The 6326-nt window shown below is 44.0% G+C and carries 12 protein-coding genes; 4 read left to right on the top strand and 8 right to left on the bottom strand.

What is annotated here, in order from left to right; genetic code table 11:
• Positions 1–162: 162 nt before the first annotated feature.
• On the bottom strand, positions 163–729 hold the full coding sequence (locus tag Q0R37_RS05895; RefSeq protein ID WP_294752401.1) for a chromate transporter: 567 nt from the start codon (positions 727–729) through the stop codon (positions 163–165).
• Positions 716–1273: a chromate transporter gene (locus Q0R37_RS05890; RefSeq protein ID WP_294752400.1), complete on the bottom strand. Its 558-nt coding sequence runs from the start codon at positions 1271–1273 to the stop codon at positions 716–718. The genes Q0R37_RS05895 and Q0R37_RS05890 overlap by 14 nt, the downstream gene beginning before the upstream one ends.
• A 130-nt stretch (positions 1274–1403) precedes the next feature.
• Between Q0R37_RS05890 and Q0R37_RS05885 the strand changes: the two genes are divergently transcribed.
• Positions 1404–2117 (top strand): DUF134 domain-containing protein, encoded by a 714-nt coding sequence (locus tag Q0R37_RS05885; protein WP_294752399.1) that lies wholly within the window; start codon positions 1404–1406, stop codon positions 2115–2117.
• On the top strand, positions 2117–3085 hold the full coding sequence (locus tag Q0R37_RS05880; RefSeq protein WP_366517401.1) for an MBL fold metallo-hydrolase: 969 nt from the start codon (positions 2117–2119) through the stop codon (positions 3083–3085). Before Q0R37_RS05885 ends, Q0R37_RS05880 begins: the two co-directional genes overlap by 1 nt.
• Positions 3086–3351: 266 nt before the next feature.
• Here the strand turns inward: Q0R37_RS05880 and Q0R37_RS05875 are convergent, their stop codons facing one another.
• From Q0R37_RS05875 to Q0R37_RS05865, 3 genes are read right to left on the bottom strand one after another with little or no spacing between them, the layout of a single operon-like run.
• Complete coding sequence (locus Q0R37_RS05875; protein ID WP_294752398.1) at positions 3352–3906, bottom strand: zeta toxin family protein; 555 nt, start codon at positions 3904–3906, stop codon at positions 3352–3354.
• Entirely contained in the window at positions 3896–4126 is a 231-nt protein-coding gene (locus tag Q0R37_RS05870; protein ID WP_294752397.1) for a hypothetical protein, read from the bottom strand. Before Q0R37_RS05870 ends, Q0R37_RS05875 begins: the two co-directional genes overlap by 11 nt.
• A gap of 54 nt (positions 4127–4180) precedes the next feature.
• Positions 4181–4459, bottom strand: coding sequence for a hypothetical protein (locus Q0R37_RS05865; RefSeq protein WP_294752396.1), 279 nt, complete (start codon positions 4457–4459; stop codon positions 4181–4183).
• A gap of 54 nt (positions 4460–4513) precedes the next feature.
• Here Q0R37_RS05865 and Q0R37_RS05860 point away from each other — a divergent pair, with 54 nt between their 5' ends.
• On the top strand, positions 4514–4657 hold the full coding sequence (locus tag Q0R37_RS05860) for a hypothetical protein (protein ID WP_294752394.1): 144 nt from the start codon (positions 4514–4516) through the stop codon (positions 4655–4657).
• Positions 4658–4702: 45 nt separating this feature from the next.
• Here the strand turns inward: Q0R37_RS05860 and Q0R37_RS05855 are convergent, their stop codons facing one another.
• Genes Q0R37_RS05855 through Q0R37_RS05845 form a run of 3 tightly spaced genes read right to left on the bottom strand, consistent with a single transcriptional unit; the run spans position 4703 to position 5689 of the window.
• A complete protein-coding gene (locus tag Q0R37_RS05855; RefSeq protein WP_294752392.1) occupies positions 4703–5023 on the bottom strand; it encodes a hypothetical protein in 321 nt (106 codons plus the stop codon).
• A gap of 54 nt (positions 5024–5077) precedes the next feature.
• On the bottom strand, positions 5078–5416 hold the full coding sequence (locus Q0R37_RS05850) for a hypothetical protein (RefSeq protein WP_294752391.1): 339 nt from the start codon (positions 5414–5416) through the stop codon (positions 5078–5080).
• A 12-nt stretch (positions 5417–5428) separates the two neighbouring features.
• Positions 5429–5689: a hypothetical protein gene (locus Q0R37_RS05845; RefSeq protein WP_294752390.1), complete on the bottom strand. Its 261-nt coding sequence runs from the start codon at positions 5687–5689 to the stop codon at positions 5429–5431.
• Between the two features lie 259 nt (positions 5690–5948).
• Between Q0R37_RS05845 and Q0R37_RS05840 the strand changes: the two genes are divergently transcribed.
• Positions 5949–6131: a hypothetical protein gene (locus tag Q0R37_RS05840; protein WP_294752389.1), complete on the top strand. Its 183-nt coding sequence runs from the start codon at positions 5949–5951 to the stop codon at positions 6129–6131.
• Positions 6132–6326 lie beyond the last annotated feature (195 nt).

The following is a 6326-nucleotide window of genomic DNA, read 5'->3' as shown; positions in this document are numbered from 1 at the left end:
TTTGCAGAATTCTGAATATCTGAACTCTGTTTTCATCACACAGGGCTTTGAATATTACCGTGATCTGCTTGTTTGATAACTCCACGTTCTCACCTCACATTGAAAATTTTCTATATTATATCATACGCATAGAAAAATGTCAATATGTTTTTCTGAATTCTATTATAATCCCAATCCGTACCCTGCACCTACACCTATTACCGCAGACAGCAGAATGATCTTGATCGGGTGTACCTTTTTGAACGCAAGCACGGTAGTAACAGCGAATAATCCGAGAAATACCCATAAGCTCGCAGAAGAAAAAACAGATACACTCAAACCTGCTGGGAAGAATACCGTCCTCGCAACAGATATAAAGGCTGCACCTATCATTCCGACAACAGCAGGTTTCAAGCCTGACATGATACCGCCCACCGCTTTGCTTTTCTTGTACTTTTCAAAGCACTTTGCGATGATAAGTATGATGATAAAGGACGGCAAAACTATACCGAGGGTAGCTATTATCGCCCCTAAAATACCGCCTGTTCTGATACCTACAAAGGTCGCCATATTGACTGCAAGAGGTCCGGGTGTGCTTTCACTTACAGCAATGAAATCCACGACCTCCGCCTGCGTAAGCCAGCCGTGACGCTCGACTTCGCTCTGTATCAGAGGAAGCATTGCATATCCGCCGCCGAACGTAAACGCACCGATCTTCAGGAAGGTCAAAAACAGCTCAATCCATATCATCGCTCTGCTCCTTTCTGTTCAGGATTGACCACAGCAGACCGAACAATCCGCATCCGATGATGACAAATACGGCATCTATTTTCAGAAAAGCAGTCAGCACCAATGCCGCTGCCATGATAACATAGGAAACAGCGTGTTTTTTAGTCGCCATGAACATGGTATATACCGCTTTGAGTATCAATGCAAGAACACCTGCACGGATACCCATAAAGGCATACTGCACAGCTTTTGACTCCTGAAATGCTTTCAGAACAGAGGAGATCACGGATATTATCAGAAACGACGGCAGGACAACGCCGAGCGTTGCGCAGACAGCACCGAGCGTTCCGGCGGTACGGCTGCCTACAAAGGTAGCAGCATTGATTGCAACCGGACCCGGTGTTGATTCCGCTATTGCAACAACTTCAAGTATATCGTCCTCATTCAGCCATTTTTTATTGTCACAGACCTCACGCTGTATCAGCGGGATCATTGCATAACCGCCGCCAAATGTAAACGCCCCGATCTTCATAAAGGTCAGGAACAGATCAAGATTCTTATTCATGGTATCACTCCTACAGAAAAATTATACCAAATGAAGCAAAATCCGTCAATATCTTAAAACGACAAGAATATACTTGACATAAGTCAATAAATACGCTATAATCGACATAAGTCAGAAAGGAGATGCTGATATGCCAAGACCACAAAAGTCGCGCCGTATCTGCTGTTATCCCGATTACTGGAGCTTTGCGCCCGATCAGGATACAGCCAATGATAAAGTCATTATGTCCCTTGACGAGTTTGAAACGATAAGACTTATAGATTATCAGTCAAAGACGCAGGAGCAATGCGCTCAGGAGATGAACGTGGCAAGGACTACTGTCACGGCGATCTATGACTCCGCAAGAAAAAAACTCGCTCAGGCTTTGATCGAGGGCAGACGCATCGTCATTTCGGGCGGAAATTATACTCTTGACAACACGATCTCAGAGGAGATACCTCAGAAAGGAAGCACAATTATGAGAATCGCAGTAACCTATGAAAACGGACAGATCTTTCAGCACTTCGGCAGGACAGAGCAGTTCAAGCTCTATGACGTTGCTGACGGAAAGATAATCAACGAGCAGGTAGTTGGAACAATGGGTGCAGGACACGGTGCTCTTGCAGGATTTCTGAAAAACGCACAGGCTGACGTTCTGATCTGCGGAGGTATCGGCGGAGGCGCACAGATGGCTATGCAGGAGGCTGGCATCGCACTCTACGGAGGAAATATGGGCAGTGCCGATGAAGCCGTAGCAGCTTTCCTATCACAGACGCTTGTTCAGAATGAGAATCCTACCTGTGACCACCACCACGAGCACGGCGAGGGACATTCCTGTGGAGACCACGGCTGCGGTAAGCACTGATGAAGATAATCACACTTGTTGAGAACACCTGCGGACTTGAAGGCTGTATAGCCGAGCATGGGCTTTCGCTTTATATCGAGACTGAGAAGCACAAGCTGCTGCTTGATACTGGACAGACCAACGCAGTTGTAAAGAATGCGGAAGTTCTTGGGATAGACCTGTCCGCAGTGGATACAGTGATACTCTGTCACGGTCACTACGACCATTCCGGTGGTATCCTGCCGTTCTCGCAAATAAACCACACCGCTCAGATAATCATGCAGAGGAAAGCTGCCGAGCCTCACTACAACGGCGAACGCTACATCGGTATCGATAAGGCTATACTTGAACTGCCGAATGTGCGGCTGATAGAAGGCGATATGAAGATTGACGACGAGCTGTTCCTGTTCAGCGGTATCACAGGCAGGCGGTGCTATCCGCAGGGAAACAGAAAGCTGTCCTGTCTGAAAGACGGTGTAAAAACCGAGGACGATTTCTGCCACGAGCAATGTCTTGTTATCACTCAAAATGGCAAACGCTGGCTTCTGTCCGGCTGTTCCCATAACGGTATTCTCAATATCCTTGACCGATACAAGGAACTGTTTGCAGGATATCCGGATTATGTTATCACAGGATTCCACATGATGAAAAAGGACGGCGAACATACTGAGGAAGAAAAGTCTGTCATCGTTCAGACAGCACAGGAGCTTTCTCAGCTCGATACCGTCTTTTACAGCGGTCACTGCACAGGTATCCCTGCCTTTGAGCTGATGAAAGAAATAATGGGTGAACAGCTCATAGCCCTGCACAGCGGCGAGCAATTGATGCATGATAAGAGCGTTATTCTCAATAACGAAAATGAAGCTGCAAGGCTTGTTTCTCATAAATCAAGCGTTTCTTTTCTCACCGATTCGCTTACGGGCGTTCTAAAAAATGATTATGATGATAAAGCCATTCGTGCAGAAAGAATAGAAGCACATGAGGTTTAAAGGAACAATAACCATTTCCTCACATGTAAACTTGATTATTTATCTATTCTATGGTATAATACGCACATAGCTTATTTTCAGGGATGGTCATGTGGCTGAATATAAAACGCCGTTCACCGTTACGGACAGGAGAGTCGTCCTGATTGCTGATATAAGTAAATAGATGGAAAATGTTAGTCGCTCGACCGACCAAGTTAGCGACCAAGATACCGACCAAGATGATATAACAAACGCTCAGGATAATTCCTGAGCGTTATGTATATTTATTAGCTTATTAAATTGACTATTCTTTCAACAGGCCATTGGTCATTAGGAAATATTGAAAAATCAGCCTTGTGCTTTCTGATGATTCGCACAGGTTCAGAAGTGTTATCGTAAACATGAAGTATATCACAGAGCTCGATAATCTGCTTGATATTGGCTAACGACTTATAATACCTTGAGATTATTTTGTCCTTATCAACATTGTGACCGCCCGAGGCCACTCTTGTTTCAACTCGGGAGACATTTATCATCGGATCATTTGTCAATACGAATATGCACTTTATAAAATAGCCGCTTTCTTTAGCTTTTCTGAGAATATCCAGTTTGTAGTGTGATGATAATACAGTTTCAAAGGTGAAATCTTCCTTAGCTTCGATTGCTTCATATCTTTTCTTATCAGCAAAGACGGCAGCTTCTTCATTACTCATACCTGTAGCGGCTACAATTTCATCGGCATTAGTGTATGTTCCGACTTTATCGAAATACTGTGTGATCGTACTCTTGCCTGAGCCGTTTGGACCGGCGAATACAAGTATCATGGGCTTTTTATTCAACATATCTTCTATTGCCTTCCGCGTCCTCAATATATGCTCTCTTGGTTTCTATGTCATAGCGAGCAATTGGCTTCTTGCATACTTTGGCTTTCTCAAGTGCAGCTTTTACAGCTTCCTTTGCTCTGATATCCATGTCTTTATCTTCCTGAGAAAGCGTTTCTTGTTTTTCGGTATTATCTATGACCTTTACAGCCATACCGTTGATATTGATTATTTTAGACATAGAATCTCCTCCTTTGTGCAGTGATGTTTTTAATATTATATCACAGAATGGCTATTAAATCAATAGTTTCCTGAGCAATTTCCTATGCTTATCGACCTTCTTAACTATGTTATATCCGTCACTGCAGTAGAAGTCGATGAGCCAATCACGGCAGGTAATGATACCTGTCTGAACTATAACCGAGCGGAGGATGCCTTTCACGATCCAGCGGTCTACGGCATTCGGAGTATAACCTGTTATGTCTGCAACATCAGATATGGTCAGAACGTCAGGTACGTCGAACCATTCGTCGATAAGCAGTTCACGGAAGACTTCTGGCAGTTTCTGCGGCATTATCAATAATTGCGTAGGTTTTGAAGTAAATGCTCCTATCGGATAATTATGATTTTGAGGATTCGTGGTCAGGTCGATTATATATGCTATTACATCATCGAGCTTCACAGCGTAGCGGCGAGTTTTCTGGCAACTGTCGGTGCAGGGTATTATCCCGTTATTGAGCAGCCAAGCACATTTACGCTTGCTAATCTCTGATAACTTCCGTGTAATATTCAACTGCTTCTGCGTTATATCCGTCAGTCACTCTTTCAGAGAATTTTTCAACACACGAAATGTTGAAAGTTGGCTTTTCGCCGCAGAAATGATAGAGGATTTATCACACAGTAATGAATTTCTTTTTATTGAATTGTAAGTATTATATTGTCCCTGATTTTCAGACAGCGGAGTTTCAGCAGGCGGAATGTCCAGATACGGGTTTTCCACCCCCTGTTTTTCGTCCGTAGAAGAAACAGCAGCTTTCGCTTTGCCGTCCTCACGGATCGTGATCGCCTTCCGTCTGGTTTCAGCTTCAAGCTCGTCCGCTTCTTCCTTGCTGACGGGAACATCGAAAAAGCTGTACACATACTCAAAGCAGTTATGAACGCTCTCATTGGAGCGAAGCTGGGTGCGTACAAGTTAGCCCATATCAATGAGTTTATTCACAGCGTTATGCACAGCAGTTTTGCCCTCTTTGCAGATAGCTTTCAGTCCTGACATGGAGAAATTCCAGTAGTCAGGCAGAGAAAGCACTTTGAGAAGAAAGCCGAGGAGCTTATTGGGGATTTCCTTGTTCCGCAGGAGCTTACTGCTGATCATGGTGAAGTTGCCGACCTTTTTGACACGGTTCAGCACAGCGTTATCCACCGTAAAGGTTTCAAGCTCATAGTCGTACTGAGGGATAGATGTATCCTTCGCTGAATACTCATAGAACTTGTAGACTGTCTGAATCCTGCCTGTCGGGTTCTCATTCGGCATCTTGACCTCAATCTAAAGGTAGCCCCATTCTTTCAGGTCGTTCAGAGCGCTGTCGATCGCTGTCTCACCGTCAGGACACAGTGCAATAAGCCATGCCTTAGAGAAGTTCCATGTCGGAGGCAAGTCCATAACTCTGCCGAGCAGACCGATAGCCGGACAGCCGATATTAGCAGACCGCACGAAGCAGTTGCTCAGAACGGCATAGCCGCTGAATTTGTGTATCTCGCAAACGGTATCGCTTACGGTTTTCTTTTTCCTGTTACGCTTGTCCATTTCCATTCCTCCCTCAGTTTATCTGCCGTACACAAACTCCATATTGGCAATAAGCAGCTTGTATCAACGCTCGTAATTGCAGGTACTGTTATATTCTGCGTAGTCATGTATCTTATGCTGGGAGTTATGATAGACAGATCGGCTATGGGAATATCTCTTATCAAGATTTTCGGCTATCGCCCGAAGGAGATAAGGTCGCTGTATCTTATTTGTAGTTGCAGTGGGAGCGGCAATAGCTGTACCGCTCGCAAAAAAGGCTATGGATATGATATTCCCGAGCTTTATCCCGAATGTTGCGTGTTCTATGAAGCTTGCATTTCCGTGGTATTTGTATGTACTTATTTATTGTGCGGTGATACTTATATATGCAGTTATAAACAAGCTCCTCATAGGGAAAATAAAGAAAATATCACCTGCTGAGGTACTTAAAAACAGGGAATAAATAGTATGAAAAGAGCTTATACTTTTGATGTATAAACTCTTTTTATTTATTACATCAATACTATTTTACACAGAAATACACTTTTCTCTCCTGTTTTTCAGTGGTACCGTACTTTTTTGATTTATAAACCGGAACGGACGAATGAACGCCCTGTAGTGATTATACAGAACTACAAAGCCCCTTTGTGCGAGTTCA

The sequence above is a fragment of the uncultured Ruminococcus sp. genome, assembly GCF_946415235.1.
Taxonomy (GTDB): Bacteria; Bacillota; Clostridia; order Oscillospirales; family Ruminococcaceae; genus Ruminococcus.
Note: the sequence above shows the minus strand (reverse complement) of the source record. Positions and strands in the feature narration are given on the sequence as shown.